General features: G+C 30.2%; 22 protein-coding genes. 19 read left to right on the plus strand and 3 right to left on the minus strand.

The genetic code is table 11. The features are described 5' to 3' along the window. The first annotated feature begins 35 nt into the window (after window positions 1-35). The 17 genes from HYG85_RS22570 (at window position 36) to HYG85_RS22650 (ending at window position 14741) form a co-directional block, all read left to right on the plus strand. Window positions 36-977: an RnfABCDGE type electron transport complex subunit D gene (locus HYG85_RS22570; RefSeq protein ID WP_113675103.1), complete on the plus strand. Its 942-nt coding sequence runs from the start codon at window positions 36-38 to the stop codon at window positions 975-977. After that, window positions 967-1539, plus strand: coding sequence for an RnfABCDGE type electron transport complex subunit G (locus HYG85_RS22575; protein ID WP_212691534.1), 573 nt, complete (start codon window positions 967-969; stop codon window positions 1537-1539). Before HYG85_RS22570 ends, HYG85_RS22575 begins: the two co-directional genes overlap by 11 nt. Before the next feature lies 1 nt (window position 1540). Beyond that, the gene (rsxE, locus tag HYG85_RS22580) at window positions 1541-2158 is read left to right on the plus strand and encodes an electron transport complex subunit RsxE (protein WP_113675101.1); all 618 of its coding nucleotides are present in this window, start codon (window positions 1541-1543) and stop codon (window positions 2156-2158) included. Between the two features lie 13 nt (window positions 2159-2171). Continuing rightward, window positions 2172-2747: an electron transport complex subunit RsxA gene (gene rsxA, locus HYG85_RS22585; RefSeq protein ID WP_113675100.1), complete on the plus strand. Its 576-nt coding sequence runs from the start codon at window positions 2172-2174 to the stop codon at window positions 2745-2747. A 130-nt stretch (window positions 2748-2877) separates the two neighbouring features. Beyond that, window positions 2878-3684: an RnfABCDGE type electron transport complex subunit B gene (locus tag HYG85_RS22590; protein ID WP_113675099.1), complete on the plus strand. Its 807-nt coding sequence runs from the start codon at window positions 2878-2880 to the stop codon at window positions 3682-3684. 269 nt (window positions 3685-3953) lie between these two features. Beyond that, window positions 3954-4217, plus strand: coding sequence for a DUF4321 domain-containing protein (locus HYG85_RS22595; RefSeq protein ID WP_113675098.1), 264 nt, complete (start codon window positions 3954-3956; stop codon window positions 4215-4217). A 17-nt stretch (window positions 4218-4234) separates the two neighbouring features. Then, window positions 4235-4825: a Maf family protein gene (locus HYG85_RS22600; RefSeq protein ID WP_113675097.1), complete on the plus strand. Its 591-nt coding sequence runs from the start codon at window positions 4235-4237 to the stop codon at window positions 4823-4825. Between the two features lie 295 nt (window positions 4826-5120). Continuing rightward, window positions 5121-5822 carry a RadC family protein gene (gene radC / locus HYG85_RS22605; protein ID WP_113675096.1) on the plus strand — a complete coding sequence of 234 codons (702 nt, stop codon included), beginning with the start codon at window positions 5121-5123 and terminating at the stop codon, window positions 5820-5822. Between the two features lie 181 nt (window positions 5823-6003). Beyond that, window positions 6004-7041: a rod shape-determining protein gene (gene mreB / locus HYG85_RS22610; RefSeq protein ID WP_113675095.1), complete on the plus strand. Its 1038-nt coding sequence runs from the start codon at window positions 6004-6006 to the stop codon at window positions 7039-7041. Between the two features lie 56 nt (window positions 7042-7097). Further along, window positions 7098-7928 (plus strand): rod shape-determining protein MreC, encoded by an 831-nt coding sequence (gene mreC, locus HYG85_RS22615; protein WP_113675094.1) that lies wholly within the window; start codon window positions 7098-7100, stop codon window positions 7926-7928. Window positions 7929-7958: 30 nt separating this feature from the next. Further along, window positions 7959-8474, plus strand: a complete 516-nt coding sequence (gene mreD, locus HYG85_RS22620; RefSeq protein ID WP_193774708.1) for a rod shape-determining protein MreD — start codon at window positions 7959-7961, stop codon at window positions 8472-8474. Further along, the gene (locus HYG85_RS22625) at window positions 8471-11287 is read left to right on the plus strand and encodes a penicillin-binding transpeptidase domain-containing protein (protein ID WP_212691535.1); all 2817 of its coding nucleotides are present in this window, start codon (window positions 8471-8473) and stop codon (window positions 11285-11287) included. Before mreD ends, HYG85_RS22625 begins: the two co-directional genes overlap by 4 nt. 64 nt (window positions 11288-11351) lie before the next feature. Next, the gene (locus HYG85_RS22630) at window positions 11352-12107 is read left to right on the plus strand and encodes a septum site-determining protein MinC (RefSeq protein WP_212691536.1); all 756 of its coding nucleotides are present in this window, start codon (window positions 11352-11354) and stop codon (window positions 12105-12107) included. Then, a complete protein-coding gene (gene minD / locus HYG85_RS22635; protein WP_113675090.1) occupies window positions 12100-12897 on the plus strand; it encodes a septum site-determining protein MinD in 798 nt (265 codons plus the stop codon). Before HYG85_RS22630 ends, minD begins: the two co-directional genes overlap by 8 nt. A gap of 12 nt (window positions 12898-12909) precedes the next feature. Beyond that, window positions 12910-13173, plus strand: coding sequence for a cell division topological specificity factor MinE (gene minE / locus HYG85_RS22640; RefSeq protein WP_113675089.1), 264 nt, complete (start codon window positions 12910-12912; stop codon window positions 13171-13173). A 42-nt stretch (window positions 13174-13215) separates the two neighbouring features. After that, a complete protein-coding gene (gene rodA / locus HYG85_RS22645; protein ID WP_212691537.1) occupies window positions 13216-14328 on the plus strand; it encodes a rod shape-determining protein RodA in 1113 nt (370 codons plus the stop codon). Between the two features lie 14 nt (window positions 14329-14342). Beyond that, on the plus strand, window positions 14343-14741 hold the full coding sequence (locus HYG85_RS22650; RefSeq protein WP_113675087.1) for a methylglyoxal synthase: 399 nt from the start codon (window positions 14343-14345) through the stop codon (window positions 14739-14741). Window positions 14742-14842: 101 nt separating this feature from the next. On the opposite strand, the gene HYG85_RS22655 is transcribed toward HYG85_RS22650, so the two are convergent. Next, entirely contained in the window at window positions 14843-15262 is a 420-nt protein-coding gene (locus HYG85_RS22655) for a twitching motility protein PilT (protein WP_113675086.1), read from the minus strand. A gap of 537 nt (window positions 15263-15799) precedes the next feature. Then, a complete protein-coding gene (locus HYG85_RS22660; protein ID WP_212691538.1) occupies window positions 15800-16009 on the minus strand; it encodes a DUF378 domain-containing protein in 210 nt (69 codons plus the stop codon). Window positions 16010-16204: 195 nt separating this feature from the next. Here HYG85_RS22660 and HYG85_RS22665 point away from each other — a divergent pair, with 195 nt between their 5' ends. Together HYG85_RS22665 and HYG85_RS22670 are read left to right on the plus strand one after the other, a co-directional pair. Next, window positions 16205-17461, plus strand: a complete 1257-nt coding sequence (locus HYG85_RS22665; RefSeq protein WP_212691539.1) for a M14 family metallopeptidase — start codon at window positions 16205-16207, stop codon at window positions 17459-17461. A 156-nt stretch (window positions 17462-17617) separates the two neighbouring features. Continuing rightward, entirely contained in the window at window positions 17618-17917 is a 300-nt protein-coding gene (locus HYG85_RS22670; protein WP_113675083.1) for a hypothetical protein, read from the plus strand. A gap of 89 nt (window positions 17918-18006) precedes the next feature. Here the strand turns inward: HYG85_RS22670 and HYG85_RS24640 are convergent, their stop codons facing one another. Further along, window positions 18007-18960, minus strand: coding sequence for a VOC family protein (locus HYG85_RS24640; RefSeq protein WP_330619192.1), 954 nt, complete (start codon window positions 18958-18960; stop codon window positions 18007-18009). Window position 18961 lies beyond the last annotated feature (1 nt).

Below are 18961 nucleotides of genomic sequence, written 5' to 3' on the forward strand. Positions count from 1 at the left end.
ATTATTTCTAATGTTTTAAGTAGGAGGGTTTAGTTGTGACAGATCAATATATAGTATCGTCTTCACCTCATATTCGATCAGATAAGACTACTGATAAGATTATGAGGGATGTAATTATTGCTTTAATGCCAGCAACTTTATTTGGAATATATAATTTTGGTGTGAGAGCATTGATTATAGTTTTAATTTGCGTTATATCATGTGTTGCATCAGAAGCGCTATTTCAATATATAACTAAGAGAAAGCTTAGTATATCTGATTATAGTGCAGTTGTAACAGGTATATTACTAGCGCTTAATCTACCACATACAGTTCCTTATTGGCTACCGGTTTTAGGAAGTGTCGTGGCTATAATAATCGTTAAACAATTATTCGGTGGACTAGGACAGAATTTTATGAATCCCGCTCTAGGAGCAAGAGCATTTTTACTTATATCCTTTGCAGGATTAATGACTAGATGGGAACTTGATGGAGTAACAACAGCTACACCTTTAGGAATAATAAAAGAAGGTGCAGGAAGTCTTCCAAGCATTGCAGATACATTTTTCGGTTTTATAGGAGGTTGTATTGGAGAGACTTCAGCAATAGCTTTATTATTGGGTGGTATCTATCTATTAGCTAGGAAGATAATAAATTGGAGAATACCAGTATTATATATTGGCTCAGTCTTCGTACTTTCTTTAATTATTGGTGGTAGAGGATTTGATATGAACTATGCTGCTTATCAAGTTTTTAGTGGTGGTCTTATGATAGGTGCTATCTATATGGCAACTGACTATTCATCATCACCAATGACAAAAACAGGACAAATCATTATGGGTCTTGGATGTGGTATATTAACTGCGGTTATAAGAATATATGGTAGTTATCCAGAAGGTGTATCATTTGCAATAATAATAATGAACCTTTTTGTACCATTGATTGATAAATTTACAATCCCTAAAGCTTTTGGGGAGGTGGCTAAAAATGAAAAATAATATTGTTAAAGATGCCTTGATTCTATTTGCTATTACAGTATGTGCTGGTTTACTGCTTGGTCTAACATATACTGTGACTAAAGAACCTATAGCGATGCAGCAGATAAAAATTAGAGATGCTGCTCTTAACAGTGTAATAAAAGATGCAGATTTTGAACAGATTGAAGAAGATCTATCAAAGCAGCCAGTTATTACTGAGATCTATGAGGCTAGTAGAAATGATGAAGTTGTTGGTTATGCTTTTAAATTAGTTACTAAAGAAGGCTACGGTGGAGATATAGAATTAATCGTAGGTATTAATGCAGATAGTACCATTTCAGGCATCGACATCATAAAACACAGTGAAACACCTGGTCTTGGTGCTAATGCTGATAATGACAAGTTTAAGGATCAGTTCGTGGCAAAGCCTACAAAACAGTTGACTGTAGTTAAAGATGGAGCGGATACTGATACTGAGATAGATGCACTAAGTGGTGCAACAATATCTTCTAGAGCAGTAACTAATGCTGTTAATGCAGCTAGTGATTATTTTAATAGTAATTTTAGTAAGGGGGCACAGTAAGATGAAACTAGGTAAAGTATTCAAAAATGGATTAATCGATGAAAATCCAACTTTTGTTCAAGTATTAGGAATGTGTCCAACACTCGCGGTAACGACTTCAGCTTTTAACGGAATTGGTATGGGACTTGCTACTACAGTGGTATTGTTGTTTTCTAATCTAGTAATATCTCTACTTAGAAATATCATACCTTCAAAAGTTAGGATTCCAGCATTCATTGTTATTATAGCATCATTTGTTACAATGGTAGATTTGTTCTTACAAGGTTTTGTACCTGCATTATATAATGCACTTGGATTATTTATACCACTTATTGTTGTTAACTGTATCGTTCTTGCAAGAGCAGAAGCATTTGCAGCAAAAAATGGTGCTTTACCAGCAATTGTTGATGGTGTTTCAATGGGACTTGGTTTTACATTTGCCTTAACAATCATCGGATTCGTTAGAGAACTATTTGGTGCTGGAACTGTACTTAGTGGTACTGCTCTTGAGACTTATGTAATGCCAGCAGGTTATGAACCAATTACAATTATGATTTTAGCTCCTGGCGCTTTTATAGTACTTGGATTATTATTTGCTATATTCAACAAAATAAAAGACAAAGATTCTAAGAAAGCGTAGAGGAGGGGATTAAATGGAATTATTATTACTTTTTATTGGTGCAATATTGGTTAATAATGTTGTACTTACAAGGTTTTTAGGAATATGTCCTTTTCTAGGAGTATCCAAGAAAGTAGAGACTTCATTTGGAATGGGACTCGCAGTTACATTTGTTATGACTTTAGCGTCTATAATATCATATTTAGTATATAAATTCATTTTGGTGACTTTCCATATAGAATACTTATATACTATTGCATTCATACTTGTAATAGCTTCATTAGTACAACTTGTTGAGATGATTATTCAAAAAAGTAGCCCATCACTCTACCAAGCATTAGGTGTTTATTTACCACTTATCACTACTAACTGTGCTGTGCTTGGTGTTGCTGTTATAAATATGCAAGCTGAATATTCATTAATCAAAAGTATCATTAATGGATTTGGAACAGCTGTAGGTTTTACTCTTGCTATTGTTATTCTAGCAGGTATTAGAGAGAGAATTGAATTCAATGATATACCTAAATCATTTAAAGGCTATCCGATAGTACTTATTACAGCTGGATTAATGGCAATTGCATTCTTAGGCTTCTCAGGTCTTATTAAATAATAGTAATAGTATATGAACAGTGATTTAATTAGAGAAGCTTAAGGTTCAATTTAGAACTTAACAACATTTTCAGTAGAATTGGTTTCATGTGTATATATGGTTTTAATTATTAGAAATGGAGGATACGGATATGGAATGGACTAGTATATTATATCCTGCCTTAAGTATAGGGGGACTAGGTATTGTCTTCGGTTTAGGTCTGGGAGTTGCAGCGAAAAAATTTGCTGTTGAGGTTGACCCCAAAGTACCTAAAGTAAGAGATATACTTCCAGGTGCTAACTGTGGTGGATGTGGATATGCAGGTTGTGATGCATTTGCAAAAGCTGTAGTTGAAGGTAATGCTAAACCAAATGGATGTCCTGTAGGCGGTTCAGATGTTGCGGCAAAAATATCTACTCTACTTGGTATAGAGAGTACTGATGATGCTAAAAAAGTCGCTTTTGTAAAATGTCAAGGAACATGTGATAAAGCTAGAGAAAAATATGAGTATGTAGGAGTTATGGATTGTAAAAATGCTAACTTTCTACAAGGAAATGGTTCAAAAGCATGTGAATATGGTTGTTTAGGACTTGGAAGTTGTGTTAATGCATGTATGTTTGATGCAATTCATATTGTAGATGGGATCGCTCAAGTTGATGAAGAGAAATGTACTTCATGTGGTATGTGTATTGAAGCATGTCCTAAGAGCTTGATAGAACTTGTACCATATGACAATAATATTAGAGTTGAATGTAACTCCAATAACAAAGGAAAAGATGTTAAATTAAGTTGTGACGTTGGTTGTATCGGCTGTCGCTTATGTACTAAGGTTTGTGAGTTTGATGCAATAAGTGTTGAAAATAATTTAGCAAAAATTGATTATGATAAATGTACCGGTTGTATGAAATGTGTAGAAAAGTGTCCAACACACGCAATTACAGTAAAAGAGCAGGTTTAAATACCTGCTTTTCTATTGCCCAAAAATAATTTACTACTATTAGACAATAAATTAATCTATTTTCAACATTTATTTCCTATATCAATAAAAAATACAATATTGGAAATAAATATATATATAGCCTGGGTTTTACTACTTTAGGAAATTGTTCTAAAAAAAATGTTTTTTGTCTATACAAAGTTTTCTATATATGATAAAATTATCTCATTAAGGGACTCCTTAATAAAGGATATAGTTAGTGTTGAACAAGATTTGAAGGGGTGAATGTAATGAGTTACAGAAGAACTAATAAAAATGGATGGGCGCTATTTCTACTCATACTAGCTGGTATCGTTTTAGGAGGATTTTTGGGTTCTCTTGCAAAGAATGTCGAATGGCTTAGATGGCTTAATTATGGACTAGAATTCGGGATGGAAAATCCAGTAAAATTGAATCTAGAAGTTTTAGTACTTGTTTTACAGTTGAATTTCAAGATTACTATTACAAGTATTTTGGGTATAATTGCTGGTATACTTGTTTATAGAAAATTATAAAATAGGAAGTGAAGGTTTTGAAAAATATTATTTTAGCTTCCAAATCCCCCAGAAGAAAAGAATTGCTTGAAAGACTTAATTTAGATTTTGATATAAAAGTAAGTCAGGTGGATGAAGATAGCTTTGAGCAAGATATACCATGGAAATTTGTTGAAAAGCTTGCATATGAAAAGGCTAATAGCGTTTCTAAAATAGCTGATAATGATTCTTTGGTAATAGGTTGTGATACAGTAGTAGTTTATGAAGACAAGATACTAGGAAAACCAAGAGATACTGGACAAGCCAGGGAGTACTTGGAAAAATTATCTGGAAAGAAACATTTAGTTTATTCAGGTATCGCTATATTGGACAAGAACTCTGATGAAAATTATATATCTCATGAAGTTACAGAAGTATATATGAAAGAATTGAATGAGGAAGAGATAACTTGTTATATAAGCACAGGCGAACCGCTAGATAAAGCTGGTGCATACGGTATTCAAGGGGTAGGATCAATTTTAATTGAAAAGATAAATGGTGACTATTATAATGTAATGGGATTGCCGTTAAATAAATTATATAAAGGATTAAGTAAACTAGGGGTTAATTATTTTCAGATTGTTAAGTAAGATAAAAAATAAGTAGATAATTATATTTATATACTATATATCTTAATTAAATTTATCTATTAGAGTTGAGAGTTAGTTATTAACCTTAACTCTATTTATATATTGTGTAATATTACATTCAACACAATAAGTTATTATTAATTAAGGAAAATCTAAATTAAATGAATATATATTTAAATTGTTTATTCAATATAGATTTTCCTTAGTTAAGAAATAGGTATAAACTAATAGTTTAAGTTTAATACAGTCTTAACTCAATACCATATTTTTTTATTATATTTAGGGGGTATTAATAATGGAAATCGACAGTAGGATGAGGGTTAAAGATCTGCCTTTATCAGAGAGACCTTACGAAAAGCTAGAGACTTGTGGTCCAGGTTCACTATCTGATGCAGAATTACTAGCTATTGTTATAAAAAGTGGTTCTAAAAAGGAACGTTCCATTGAATTAGCTCAAAGAATACTGGGAATCAAAAAACAAGGTATAAGGGGAATATACGAATTGTCTTTAGAAGATTTACAGAAAGTATCTGGTATTGGAAGAGTTAAATCAATACAAATCAAAGCTATTGCAGAATTGTCAAAGCGTATTTCTAAAAATAATGCAGTTACGAAATTCAAGATTTCTTCTCCAGGAACGATTGCGTCCATTTTTATGGAAGAGCTTAGATATCTAAAGCAAGAGCATTTGAAAATTGTATTTCTAGATACTAAAAATCAAATTATATCCGATAAATTTCTTACAGTAGGAACAGTTAATGCTTCATTAATTAATCCTAGAGAGGTGTTTATTGAAGCGCTAAAACATAATGCAGTACATGTGATCTTGTTGCATAATCACCCTAGTGGTGATCCGACTCCTAGTAGAGAGGATATTTTGATTACAAAAAGAATAATTAATGCAGGAGACATTATTGGAATAAAATTATTAGACCACATTATAATTGGAGATGGTAATTATATCAGCTTAAAAGAGCAAGGCATATTTCAAAATTAAAACAAATAGTCCTATTCTTTAACTGTGTAAACCAAAATTTAAGAAAATAATTTACCATATTTGGAGATAATATAAAAGAGTATACATAGTAAATGGCATTTTGGGCTTTTTAAACTATGCATATAACTAGAATAATAAGAACGTAACTGTAGATGATGCAAGGATTTGAAAGGAGATTTTTATGTTTAGTAGAGAATTAGGATTTGATTTGGGTACATCAGTTATGCATATCAGTCAAAGAGATAAGGGCATTGTATTAGATGAACCTGAGATTATTGCTATAGATAAGAGTAAAAAAGACATTGTTGCTGTAGGAGAAGAAGCTTATGAAATGTTGGAAAAGACACCAGCTCATATTATTATGAATAGCCCTGTTCAATATGGGGTAGTTGCTGACTTTGATAACATGGGTAAGCTGCTTAAAATGCAATTGAGAAATCTTAAAATGGGAAAAAAATTCTCTAATAATGTTGCAATAGTCAGTGTCCCTAATGATGTATCAGAAGTTGAAAGAAAAGCTTTATACGATTTATTTGTCCATTCAGGATTTAGATTCAAAAGGGTTTATCTTATAGAGAAACCAGTAGCAGCTGCTGTAGGTGCAGGAATCGAAGTTCTAAAACCTTATGGTAATATGATAGTTGATATTGGTGGAGGTACTACTGAAGTTTCGGTTGTTTCCCTTGGAGGTATTGTTATAAGTAAATTATTAAAAGTAGGTGGTAACAAATTTGATGATGATATAAAAAACTATGTCAAGAGAAAATATAGTATTTATATTGGTAAAAAATCAGCTGAAAAAATCAAAAAAGAAATTGGATATGTTTTTATAGATGAAGAAGAAGAAATTATATCTACTGAAGTAGTTGGAAGAGATGTAGTTACTGGACTACCTAAGAGAGTAACTGTTACAAATGAAGATATTGATATTGCTTTGAAAGAGGATATTAATGTTATAATAGATGCTATTAAATACATTTTAGAAAAGACTCCACCAGAGTTATCTTCTGATATATTGGAAACAGGTGTATATCTAACTGGGGGAAGTTCACTTCTGGGAAATTTAGATGTGTTAATAAAAAATGAAACTTCTCTGTCAATTAATTTAGTAGAAAATCCAAAAGAATGTGTTGTAAATGGAATAGATACAATTCTTAGAGATATGAAACAATACGAAGAGATATTAATATCATCAAAACGTGAAAATAAGTTAAGATAGGGTTATGATGAATATGATATGTCTATTTAGTGATACAGAGGGAGGGATTGTAAAAAATGCTCAAGAAGAAAAAGTTTCCAGTAAAGTATATTCTGTTATTGATGACACTGATATGTTTGGTTCTTATTATTTTTACATGGGAATCCCGCTCAAAAGTAAGTCCTGTAGAAAATAGTATAGCAAGTGTTGTAGTACCTATACAAAAAGGTGTTAATGTATTTGGTGATTGGGTTATTGATAAGGTCAATTTTGTAAAAAATATTAACTCTCTTGAGAGTATGAATAAAGAATTGCAAGATGAAGTAGATAAGTTACGCTATGAAAATAAAATACTTCAACAAGATAAGATTGAACTTGATAGACTAAGAGATTTATACGCATTGGATAAAAAGTATCCAAGTTACCCTAAAATAGGTGCTTCAGTAATTGGAAAAGAAGGTAATTGGTATGATGTCTTTGAAATTGATAAAGGAACTGATGATGGTTTAAAAGTTAATATGGTTGTTATTGCAGGAAATGGTCTAGTTGGACACATTTTTGAAGTAGGTAAGAATTATGCCAAAGTTAAATCTATTATTGATGATTCAAGTAAGGTAAGTGCTAAGATATTAAGAACCTCTGATACCTGTGTAGTTCAAGGGGAAAAACAATATTCTGGAAGTTGTAAAGTAGATTTTATTGAAGGATCAGCAAGTATAATAAAGGGTGATGAAATAGTGACATCACATTTATCAGAAATCTACCCACCAGGTATTTTGATAGGTATCATAAAAGATATACAAGAAAATCCTAATAAGTTGAATAAATCTGCTGTCATTGAGCCTGTAGTTGATTTTAAACATTTAGAAGAAGTTTTAGTTATTAATCAAGTATGGAAAGAAAAGTAAAAAATGATAAATGTGAAGGGAGGTAATGGTATGCGTAGAGTGATTATCATGATAATTGTATTGATAATTAATATTGTGTTACAGTCAACAATTATTAATGATATTAGTATCAATAATGTTTCACCTAATTTACTTGTCATAACTACTGTATCTTTTGCCCTTCTTAGAGGAAAATATGAAGGAGGAATCATTGGCTTTTTATGTGGACTTCTCCAAGATATATTCTTTGGTAAAGTATTAGGATTCTATGCTCTTATCTACATGTACATTGGATTTTTTAGTGGTTATCTATATAGAAGTTTTTACAAAGAAAGTATTTTAATACCCACATTAGTTATTTCTGGTTGTGATTTTATATATGGTCTTTATGTATACATATTTTCATTTTTGTTTAGAGGAAAGCTCAATTTCGTATATTATTTAGGTAATATTATTATGCCAGAATTAGTCTATACAACACTTGTAGCAGTAATTGTTTATAAACTTTTCCATTTGATAAATAATAAATTGGAGTCACGAGAGAAAAAGGAGGCAAATAGCAATTGATTCATGAATTACTGTTGAATGTATGGAAAATAGTGAAACATAGATTATTTATTCTATTAGTAGGCATTTTACTAATATTTTGGATACTGATTAATAGAATATTTGAGTTACAGATTGTTAAAGGACAAGAGTTGGCAAATGAATTTAGTATAGGGATAAAACGTAATATTGTATTAGAGGGTACTAGAGGTAATATATATGATAGAAATGGAATACCTCTTGCTGTAAATGAGTTAGCTTATTCTGTTACATTGGATGATAGTATTATTGTTGATGATAGAGGCGTGATGATACGTGATTTGATTAATGTGATAGAAGAGAATGGTGATAGTATTATTGTTTCATTCCCAATAGAACTTAATGAAGAGGGTGAATTTGAATTTGTAGGTTCCAATTCATCTATAGTAAGATTCAAAAAAGAGATATTTGGTGATAAAAGATTATCTAAAGTACAAGAAAGTTTAACCGCTGAGGATATGATAAAATATATTAGGTCAGAAGATTTTTTTGATATGCCTGTTGAGAAATATTCAGATGAAGAAGTCATTAAAATATGTGCAATCAGATATGCATTATATCTAACTAGAGGTTCCAAGTACAAACCTCTAAAAGTTGCTGTAAATATCTCAGAAAAAACATTGGCGATGATAAATGAAAATCAGGACAAATTTCCGGGAGCTAAGATTATTGTTGAACCACGTAGACAATATATTGATTCAACATATTTTTCTCATATTATAGGATATACTAAAACAATTAGCCCAGGACAATTAGAAAAATTAAAGGTTCATGGATATAATGCTAGAGATATTGTTGGTCAAGCAGGTATAGAAAAAGAAATGGAGATATACTTAAAAGGGACTGATGGCAAACAAACCATTGATGTTGATATTTCTGGACGTACAAGAAATATTATTAATACAGAAGAACCTGTACCAGGTAAAGATATATTTTTAACTATTGATAAAGAACTTCAAATGAAAACCTATGATGCTCTAGAAAAGCAAATAGCAAATGTTGTAGTAGAAAAGATGTATACTAAGCAACCGGCTAAAAAAGGAATCTTTATTTTATTGAAAGATGTATTTGCTTCATTATTCAATAATGGTATCATATCGTTAGAGCAATTAGAAAGTTCCAGTGAGGAACAATATCAAAACAATGTATATAGTACTTTTAATAAGCATTATAATAATATAGTGGACGATATTAATTATGATTTAGCAAACAATGTTAATCAATATTTATCAGAAGAAGATAGGTATTTAGACTATATAATTGACAATTTAGTCTCTGATGGTATATTATTAACACGAAAGAAAGTTGAAAATAAAGATACTGACGATGGAAAAAAAGAGGAAGAAACAGAAGTTGAGATAGAAGTCTACCAAAAATATAAGAATAATGAAATAAGTATAAATGAATTATTAACCACTAGTATTAAAGAAAAAAGTGTAATTATTGATAAAAAAGAAGGAGAAAACCCTTCTGATATAGAAATATATAATTATATAATAGATTATATAAATACAAAAATATTAGAAACTAACGATTTTAAACGTTTGGTTTATACTACTATGGCAGAAAATGAAAAATTCTATTATAGAGACTTATGTTTTATGCTCATTGAACAAGGGATTGTTACTTCTAATGAGAAAGAAATGTCTGATTTGAAAAGAGGAAAAATCTCAGCTCTTAATTTTATAAAAAGTAAAATTACTAATTTAGACATTAAACCTAGTCAGTTGGCTTTAGACCCTAGTACTGGTTCAGCAGTAGTAGTAGATGTTAAAACAGGAGAAGTTTTATCTCTTGTAAGTTATCCTAGTTATGATAACAACAAGTTTGTAAATAATTTTGATAGTAGTTATTATTATAAACTGATAAATGACCCAACTAAACCACTTGTCCATAGAGCAACAAAAGAACGTAGAGCTCCTGGTTCTACATTTAAAATGGTTTCTGCAATGGCTGGTCTTGAAGAGGGTGTTATAAATAAGAATACCGTCATTAGAGATTTAGGTGTATTTAATAAAATATATCCCTCAGCAAATTGTTGGATATATACAGCATATGGTTCAACTCATGGAAATGAGACAGTAGATGAAGCTCTTAGGGATTCATGTAACTATTTCTTTTATGAAGTGGGATTAAGATTAGGTAAAGATGATGAAGGTAATTATATTCCAATTGAAGGAATCAATAAGTTAATGAAATATGTAGAAAAATTTGGATTAGATACTAAATCAGGAATAGAGTTATCCGAATATTCCCCTAAGAATCCTACTAAAGATCCAGTGCGTGCAGCTATTGGACAAGATAATAATAGCTATACTCCTGTACAATTAGCTAGATATATTAGTACTTTAGCTAATGGAGGAACTAATTTTGAATTAAATATTGTAGATAAAATATCTAATCATAGTGGTGAAGTATATGAAGACAGAACCCCTAACATAGCTACTCAGAGTAATTTTGATCCTGAAAATACTAAAACAGTTCATTCAGGTATGTTAAAGGTAACTACTAAGCAAAATGGAGTAAGAGGTACAGCTTATAGTATTTTCAAAGACATACCTATAAAAGTTGCAGGAAAAACCGGTACTTCACAAGAAAGCAAGAGTAGACCTGACCATGCCACTTTTACGGCTTTTGCACCGTATGATAATCCAGAAATTGCAGTAGTTGTAGTTATACCTTATGGATATACTGCACAAAATTCTGGTAAGGTTGTTAAGGAGATAATCAGTAGCTATTATGATTTATATGGAACAAGTGAAACAACTACAATGAGTAATAAATTGGAATATTAATGTAACATATTAGGGTAAGTCAAAAGATTTTGAATAACTTTTATTGGTTAGGAGGATGCTCATAATGAGCGATTGTATACTGATTAAAGGTAATAAATATGGGCTTACTATTATATTAGATGAGAATGTGACATTTAAGATTTTGAAGCAGACATTAGAAAAAAAGATAATTGATGCTAAGAAATTCTTTAAAAATGCCAAAGTAGCCATTACTTTTACTGGAAGATACCTTTCTGATAAGGAACAAAAGGAATTAGTTGATATTATTACTACTTTTTCTGATATGGAAGTTACGTGTATTATGGATGAAACTGATACATCTAGTAAAAATGTAGCAGCCAAGAAGGATGAAGTAGATAAAAATGATATATTAGGGATGGGTAATCCCATGGGTAACACGATGGGAGATCCTATGGCAGCATTTCATAAAGGCACTTTACGTTCAGGGCAGCAATTGAATGTGGAACATAGTGTCATAATTATGGGAGATGTGAATCCAGGTGCAAAAGTGACTGCAAGAGGTAACGTAATTGTTTTGGGTACTTTAAAGGGTACAGTTTATGTAAAGGAACTGGATGGTAAACATCCTTTTGTGGTTGCATTGTCAATGAAGCCTATGCAATTAAAAATAGGTGATATAATGGGAAGATCTCCAGATAATAAAGAAATAACCATGGATACTTCATCTGCTGAAATAGCATATGTAGCAGATGGTAGGATATGTATTGAGGCATTAAATAATAATATTTATAAAGAACTTGAATACTACAATAATGAAGTGGCAAAAAATAATAAAAAGGGGAGATTTTCTAATGAGTGAAGTAATTGTTGTAACATCTGGTAAAGGTGGAGTTGGAAAAACTACTACTACAGCTAATCTAGGTGCTGGACTTGCTATGGAGAATAAAAAAGTATGTTTGATTGATGCAGATATAGGACTAAGAAATTTAGATGTTGTAATGGGATTAGAGAATAGAATAGTGTATAATCTAATAGATGTAATAGAGGGTAACTGTAGACTTAGACAAGCATTGATAAAAGATAAAAGATATTCCACTTTATATTTGCTGCCAGCTGCCCAAACAAGAGATAAAAATGCTGTTACTCCAGAACAGATGCTTAAATTATGCGAGACTTTGAAAGAAGAATTCGACTATATTGTCATAGACTGTCCTGCAGGTATAGAACAAGGATTCAAAAACGCTATTGCTGGTGCTGATAGAGCACTAGTTGTTACAACGCCTGAGATATCTGCTATTCGTGATGCTGATAGAATAATTGGATTACTAGAAGCTAATGAACTTAGAAGTCCACAGTTAATAATTAATAGAATCAGAACTGACATGGTTAAAAAAGGTGATATGATGTCAGTTGATGATGTTGTTGAAATATTGGCAATTGATTTACTAGGAGCTATTCCAGATGATGAAAATATAGTTATTTCAACTAATAATGGTGATCCTATTGTTGGTAATAGAAATATGATTTCTGGAAAAGCATATGCCAATATAACAAAAAGAGTTTTAGGCGAAGATATTCCATTACTTAATTTTGATAATGAAGGTGGATTATTTAGTAAGCTTAGAAACATGATAAAATTTGGTAATTAAGGAGGGGTACATGTGCCATTATTAAGTAAAAGAACATCCAAAAGAGTAGCTAAAGACAGATTAAAGCTTGTCCTTATACATGATAGAGCTAATTGTTCTCCAGAATTACTAGAAATGGTAAAGACTGATATCATTAATGTCATAAGCAAGTATATGGAAATAGATGAAGAGGGCTTAGACATAAAAATGGGTAATACTAAATCAGAAATTAGTGATGCTATAGTACCAGCATTATATGCTAATATACCAATAAAAAAAATGAAGAAGAAAGCTTAGTATATAAAGTTTAGTCCAATATATATAGAAAGAAGTGCAAAAATGTTTCGAAATTATAATTTTAAAAAATATGATATTTTCCTAATATTAATTGTCATTGCTCTTGTTTCTTTTGGCATAAAAGCAATTGGTAGTGCTACTCAGATAAATAGTGATGGATCTACATACGTTAGAAATAAACAACTGTTTGGTTTTATTGTTACTTTTGCATTAATGATTATTATTTCTTTGATTGATTATCATTTTATAGGAAAATTTTACTGGCTTATTTATGCATTTAATATTATACTATTAATAGCAGTTCTTTTTCTTGGAGTAAAAGTAAAAGGTGCTGTAAGATGGATTAATATTGCAGGGATACAATTACAGCCGTCGGAACTATCAAAAATTATGATGGTTATATTCCTAGCCAAGTATATTGATAAAAATAAAGAAAAAATTAATAATTTATTATTTTTGATAAAACTTGGAATACTAGTTATAATACCTACATTATTGATTTATAAACAACCTGATTTATCAACATCTTTAGTTTTATTAGTTATACTGGTTGTTTTGCTATTTGTAGCAGGTATTAGTTATAAATATGTATTAATTGCTTTAGCCATAGCTGTTCCGTTGTTTTTTGGTACAGTGTGGTATATGCAGCAGCCTGACACTGTTTTTAGTGACCATCAAGTTGAACGTGTAATGAGTTTTTTGTATCCTGAGAAATATGATACAATGCAAACTGATAACTCTATTCAAGCAATTGGATCTGGACAACTTAATGGAAAAGGATGGTATAAAGGAACTATTAATAAATATAACTATTTGCCTGAACCACAAACAGATTTTATTTTTTCAGTAATAGGTGAAGAGGCTGGATTTATTGGTTGCAGTATAGTTTTATTATTACTTCTATTTTTAATTATAAAATGTTTATGGATTGCTAAAGATTCTATTGATCTATTTGGTATGCTTATTATTAGTGGTTTTGTAGCTATAATATCATTTCAAACATTTGTAAATGTTGGAGTAACTACAGGATTGATACCTAATACAGGTATACCACTACCGTTTATTAGTTACGGTTTAAGCTCATTAATGTCAAATATGATAGGAATTGGTGTGATACTTAATATAAGTTTGCATAGAAAGACAACTTACTACTAAAAGGGGGTAAGCTTATGAATGTTGGTTTAATTGCACATGATAATAAAAAGAAATTGATACAAAATTTTTGTATTGCTTATCGTAATATTTTAAATAGGCATGAATTATACGCTACAGGAACAACAGGCAGATTAATAGAAGAAGTAACAAATCTATCCATCCATAAATATTTAGCAGGACACTTAGGTGGGCAACAGCAGTTAGGTGCCCAAATAGCACACAATCAAATTGATATGGTTATATTTTTAAGAGATCCATTATCACCAAAACAGCATGAACCTGACCCTGCGTCAGTTATTAGATTATGTGATATTCATAATATACCAATTGCCACTAATTTAGCTACTGCTGAGTTATTGATTAAGGCATTAGAACGTGGAGATTTAGAATGGCGAAGTGTAATAAGGTCATAAAATAGAAGGAGTATGATACTCCTTCTATTAATGTAGAATTATTAATAATTTAATAAATAACAACTAATAAAGCCACCTGAAAAGGTGGCTAATATTCTACTTTAAGCAACTAAATATTCTTTTAAAGCAACTGGCAGTCCAGTTGTATCACAGTTAACACTAATAATAAATCGTACTTTGTAATTATCAGATACGCTTTTTAATTTACTAATCAATTCTTTTGTATTACTATTCTCTATAGGTAAATGAGCCATTCTTAAAAGACCATCTACATAGATTTGTTCAATATCACTATCTTCAGAAAGTATACCACACATAAACCCAAAAAATTCTTTATAATCATTAATAGGAAACTCGGAAACGTTAATATATCGTATATTATGGTGTAAATCGTAAATATGACTACTGTCGCCATCTAGATAAACTATGTGACCTTTAGCGGTTTTTATTGCATCATTTGCCATCTTAATTAAATCTTTTGTCTTACCTTCCCCAGTATCACCTGCAACTAATCTTATCATAGCAATCTCCTCCTATTTAATTATTGCTCCTAATTGATAGTATCTACAAAATACATTGACTAACCTTATGATTAATCTATATATTGTATTATGTACTAATATAGTATTATTAAATTGAAAATAGTTATCATATCAATCAGAAGATAAATTTTAAAGAACTATACTAGTAAATTCTTTAAAAATTATAACTTTACTCTTTTATTATATAACTTTCTTGAATTATTTACAATAAGATTCTCAATTTATATTAAGAAAATATTATTAGAAAATTACTTAATAATATTTATATAAATTCGAAAAATATCTAAGTATATAAAAATAACTGGCATTAATTCATTATTTAAAACAAATAAAGATAATCCTAATAATTTATAAAAAAAATAATAGTAATAATACAATATCTATAGTAATATAATATCACTAAATACTATATGTGGTATTCAATAAAAATCCAATAATATAAGATTAAAAACAGTTGATTATAGAGTGATATATACAAAAAATAGAGATTATTGTAAAATAATCTCTATAATACTATTACATCTCTCCTCTAATTCTTCCAAAGAAAGTTAACAAATATATACCAGCAATACCAACTAAAGCATAAACTATCCTACTTGCTATTGTATACATTCCTCCGAATATTGCAGCAACTAAATCAAACTCAAAGAAGCCGATAAGACCCCAGTTGATAGCGCCGATTATTACTAAAATGAGAGCAACTATATCAATACCTCTAGTATTCATAAACATCCTCCTTAACATGTGTATTTATGATTAACCTAAAAAAGTATATGTTGTTATATCTTTTTTCTAAGGTTTAATCTTACTATTAGTTTCTGTAATTTTTTAAAAAATAACTAGTAAAATTTTGGTACAAGGTACATTTATCTTAAAGCAATAATAAGATAAATAAAAATAATATTTTTTAGGTGATAAAAATTGGACAATATTTCTAAGTCAAAAATAAAAGAAATTCAAAGCTTATTAAATAAATTAGGTTATTATAATTATAGTATTGATGGTTTTATTGAAAATTATACAATAGATGCTATAAAAAATTTTCAAAAAAATAACAATTTAAAAATTACAGGTGAATTAGACCAATCGACTATAGATAAAATAGATGATTATATGACGGGATATGTACTTCATACTATAGAAAATGGAGATACATTATATGATATCGCAAGAAAATATAATACAGTGGTGTGGAGAATAATTACAGCCAATCCAAATGTGAATCCTTTTGATTTGACTATCGGAACTAGTATTATTGTACCGCTGAATTTTCAGATTGTACCTACTAATATTCCATACACCTATAATGTATTGGAAAATAATATAATGGGCTTAAGTAAAAGATATCCATTTTTGAGATTTGACAGTATTGGTAATAGTGTGGATGGGAGACAGTTATATAGAATAAGAATCGGTAATGGTAGTAACCATGTCATATATAATGGTGCTCATCATGCTAATGAATGGATAACAACACCATTGCTTATGAAATGGATAGAAGTTTTTTCGGAAGTCTATTCTAGAAAAGGCTCTATAAGAGGTTATGATACAGAACAAATCTGGAATTATGCTACAATCGATATTGTACCGATGGTTAATCCAGATGGAGTAGAATTAGTTATTGATGGAGTAGATAATATTACTGCCAATAAGGATCAACTAATAAAATGGAATTTTGGCAATGAAAATTTCAATGATTGGAAATCTAATATTAATGGTGTTGATCTCAACAGAAATTATGATGCTGGATGGAAGGAATATAAAGAATTAGAAAAAGAGTTCGGTGTAGACGGACCTGGTCCTTTTTTATATGGTGGAACTAAACCAGAATCAGAACCTGAATCTTTAGCTATGGCTAATTTAACTAGAAGTATTGATACTAGATTAGTCTTGGCATATCATACACAAGGTCAAGTGATTTTTTGGAATTATAAAGATCTTCAGCCAGAAATAAGCTTGTATATTGGAGAAACATTTGCTAAAGCAAGTGGATATGAGTTAGCTTCAGAAGATTTAAGTCAGAGTTTTGCAGGCTATAAGGATTGGTATATTCTGGATTTCCGAAAACCAGGTTATACTATAGAAGTGGGTAAGGGGAAAAATCCTCTACCAATTGATCAATTTGATATGATTTATGAAAACAATGAAGAATTATTGTTGCTAGCTAGTATTATTTAATGGAATGAAGGCATTTATATAATTGATTAAATATTTTTGTAATATATATTTATATTTGATATAATATTTATTATGACTATGTATGCATATATATACTGGAATTTTGATTCTTACTAAAGGTACATTAAAAAAAATAGGTAAAGGATGATGGTAATTATGAAAAAAAGAATAATGTTGTTAAGCATAATGATACTTATGTTATTATTTTTAATGACTGGTTGTATGCCTGGAGATCCAAAATACACAGTATCTGACCCAGCTGGTTTCTTTTGGGGTGTTTGGCATGGATGGATTGCACCTATATCATTAATAGTTGGATTATTCAAGGAGAATGTGAGAATCTATGAAGTGGTGAATACAGGTTGGTGGTATGACTTTGGTTTTTATATCGCTGTTATTAGTGGTTTTGGGGGATTATCATTATTCCGTAAAAAGAAAACAGAGAATCATAAGTAGACTAAGAGCAAATCCGGTTAGTCAGGATTTGCTCTTTAATATTATAATTTATAATATTATTATAAATACAATAGGGGAGGATATACTTTCTAAATTGTTATCTCAATTCTATTACCATCAGGATCAGTAATACAGCTTTCATAATAACCATCACCAGTAGTTCTTGGTTGACTTAAAACATTAAACCCTTCTATTGCAAATTTCTTTGTTAATTCATCAACTTTGGTTTTAGAACCTACTGAAAAAGCAATATGACTTATTCCTTTATATTGTTGGTTTATATCGGTTGTATTTGAGACTATTGAGCTCATCTGCATTAATTCAAGTCTACAGCCATCTTCAAATTTTATGAAATAAGATTCAAATCCTTTTTTAGGATTGATGTATTTTGTACCACAATTTCCTTTAAAATAATTAACATAAAAATCTTTGAGTTTCTCTAGATTATTGGTCCATATTGCAACATGTTCAATTTTCACTATCTTCTCAGCTACTACTCGACAAGGTAATCCTGTCATATTTGCAAAATTAATTGGATAGGTGTTAGCTATGAAAGTAACTGAATCATGATTATCTAAAATATTACCCAAATTGCAGAGATTCTCAATGATAAAGACACCTTTGTCAGCACAGTATTGATCTTTTGGTGTATGTTCAGCACCACGTCTCACACCGGCACAATCAATACCTATTATTGAAACCTTACGTTCGAGTAACTGTTTAATTAATTGATTAGACAGCTGTGGGTGTGATGTAAAATAGAGCTTGGAACCATATTGTTCTTTCTCAATAAAACCTGTGTAAAAAGCTACAAACATATGAGCATTGACAAGATTAATGTCAATATCTGACACATCAATATCACTGTCTGATACTTTACTTACATCAAATACTATACCGTCTCTTCTTGTAAATTCTAATGGAAATTCTTTGTTCATTACATCAAAATGAGTTCCAAGATGACCGAATGGAATATTTTTTCCACTATCTGATACGTTCTTATTGAATTCTTTTGTTACCTTAATGCTTAAATCAATTAACATA

The organism is Vallitalea guaymasensis, from assembly GCF_018141425.1.
Taxonomy (GTDB): domain Bacteria; phylum Bacillota; class Clostridia; order Lachnospirales; family Vallitaleaceae; genus Vallitalea; species Vallitalea guaymasensis.